The sequence below is a fragment of the Methylocystis sp. genome, assembly GCF_051061225.1.
Taxonomy (GTDB): domain Bacteria; phylum Pseudomonadota; class Alphaproteobacteria; order Rhizobiales; family Beijerinckiaceae; genus Methylocystis.
The window spans coordinates 1-2,344 of sequence record NZ_JBPFEB010000076.1; the positions used below are offsets into that span (position 1 = coordinate 1).

A 2,344-nucleotide genomic window follows, 5' to 3' on the forward strand; every position below is an offset into this window, starting at 1 on the left:
TTCGCTCGGCCGCCAGCAGTCGCTGTCGGAAGCGACGCAGCAGACGATCGACGCCGAGGTGCGCCGTCTGGTTCAGGAGGCCTATGACAAGGCCCGCCAGATCCTGACGGAGAAGCGCTCCCAGCTCGACGTGATCGCCAACGCGCTGCTGGAGTTCGAGACGCTGACGGGCGAGGAGATGAAGGGTCTTCTCGTCGGCAAGCGCCCCGTGCGCGAGGACACCAGCTCCTCCGCCCCGCAGCCGCCCAGAGGCTCCGCCGTCCCGACAACGGGACAGAACCCCGAGCCGGATGTGGACGGCGGCGTCGCCCCGCAGCCGATCTGATCGGACCCGCAGGAAAACAGAAAGGCCCGGCCCAGCGCCGGGCCTTTTCATTTTGACGGAAATGCGAGGATGAATTGGATGCAGACCCAGGCGCCTCGCGGAGCGTCCCGTCCGTGTGGCCTGGCTGCTTGAACGTACCTGTGGTTGCTTGAAAGAAGTTTTCTCAGGCTCGACAGTGCGGGCATGATCGACGTGCTCGATGCAATTTTAACTGACCTCGCCGGTTCGATTGGCGCCCGCCACATCGGGCGCACAGGGAACGAAAGCTGGCTGATCCTGTTCGAGACGCAGGGCGAGCCGATCGAAATCGAATATGCGGCCGAACGCGCATTGCTCGTTTTCAGCGCGGCGCTGACGGCGCCGAGGCCGGAAGCGCGCGAGATCCTGTACCATCTGGCCCTGCAATATAACTACCTATGGACCGAAACTGGCGGCGCTCGACTGTCTCTCGACGGTCCCGACGGCGCGCTGGTTCTGAGCGTCGAGATGGCGTCGGCGCTTGTCGCAGCGGCGAAGATCGAAGCGTCACTGCGCGATATGCGCACCGCGGCGACCAAGTGGAAAAACCTGATCGAAACCATTGCGCCAACGCCTCGGGAAGAGACGAAAGAAGCGATGACCGATTGGCGGCGTGTTTGAGTGACTGGCTGAATGCGGAGGAGTTCGTCGGATGAGTTTCATTGATCGGTCAGGACCGAGCTTCAGGATCGACAACGCCTCAAAAACGGCTGTCGTCGATTTCGCGCGAAGTGTTCGCTCAACGGAAATACTGGGAACTGAGTCAAACGTTACGATGCTCTATGGCGCGCCGCCAGATCAGCGCGCCTCGACTCATGCGGAGCGAGCGAAGATCGCCAAGGAGAACATGAGTAAATGGCTGGAGGCCGCGGGTGTGAAGCTTGAGGGCGTTCCTGGCTTTCAGACGAGCGATCCGTTGAAGGGGTCGGACGTCCTTGCCGCTCTGGGACTGAATGAGCGCGTCTCGTCGCTGGATGCGGACAGAAAAGCGGCCATCGTCTCCCGAATGGAGACGGACACGCGCCCGCCTTTAGAGGTAGCCGCCCGGCCACGCATCGCGGTGGTGATGGGGCAGGGCGCGATTGGCCGGCTGGATCGATACCGGTTTTGCTCGGACTCGTTCTACAGTTGCATGCCGGTGTTGATCTACAACTCCATGACGAAAGTCGGGGGGTTGTTTCATGTTCCCTGTCCCGCTGTTGAAAACGGCTTGCCGAAATATCACGATCAGGGCGTTCCAGAGGCGCTGGATGAGATGGTTCGTCTCGTCAGACCGACCGAAATAACGGTCAGGCCCGGCTCCTCGGCTCTTGCAACGGGTTTCAGGCAGGAGGAGGAAAAGGCCCGCAACGCCGCGAAAGCGGTGTGCGAGGACATTCGACGGCTTGCAACGAGCGCCAAGTTGGAATGCGCGGTAAAATTTGATGGTCATCCATGTGGCCTGATTACCGTCACGGCCAGGGATGGCAATTTGTACGCGAGCATCGAGGCCCCCACTCGCGGCGCCAACGCCGTCGTCTCGCGTAACAACGATCTGCCAGATGCATATTCGTCAGACGTTCTGAGCTGGTCGGCGTATATACATGAAGCAGACAGCAGCGCCGTCGGCGACGAATTCTTCCTTCAGGATCTGAAATTCTGAATCCGCTTCTGCGGCGCATCGAGAGCCTTGCTTTTCCGGCCGAGAGATTGCTGCGCCGCAAAATCAATAGATTGCCTCTATGCCGCCATGGCAGTTTTTGCCCCCACATTGGCGACAAAGTCACTGTTGCCTGCTGGTACAGAAAGCATGATGCAACAGCTTCGAGGCAATGACCTCGAGTGCTCACATATGGAGGAGTGAATATGAGCTCGACGACGAGCGCTGCTGCTGGCGCCGCTACGGAAACAGCCGTAGTCGACCTGCGCGGCATGTGGATCGGCCTTGCGGTCCTGAACATCTTCTATCTGATCGTTCGCATCTACGAGCAGATCTATGGCTGGCGCGCCGGCCTGGATTCG

The 2,344-nt window shown here is 60.2% G+C and carries 3 protein-coding genes and 1 pseudogene; all 4 read left to right on the forward strand.

Translation table 11 applies throughout. The annotated features are described in order from the left end of the window. Positions 1–325, forward strand: a pseudogene (locus ACR652_RS13945) (ATP-dependent zinc metalloprotease FtsH); the annotation flags it as partial. A gap of 183 nt (positions 326–508) precedes the next feature. Further along, positions 509–964 (forward strand): type III secretion system chaperone, encoded by a 456-nt coding sequence (locus ACR652_RS13950; protein ID WP_434507087.1) that lies wholly within the window; start codon positions 509–511, stop codon positions 962–964. Between the two features lie 31 nt (positions 965–995). Next, positions 996–1,985, forward strand: a complete 990-nt coding sequence (locus tag ACR652_RS13955) for a hypothetical protein (RefSeq protein ID WP_434507088.1) — start codon at positions 996–998, stop codon at positions 1,983–1,985. A gap of 203 nt (positions 1,986–2,188) precedes the next feature. Continuing rightward, positions 2,189–2,344: methane monooxygenase/ammonia monooxygenase subunit C (locus ACR652_RS13960; RefSeq protein ID WP_434507089.1), on the forward strand; the 156-nt coding region annotated here is incomplete at its 3' end.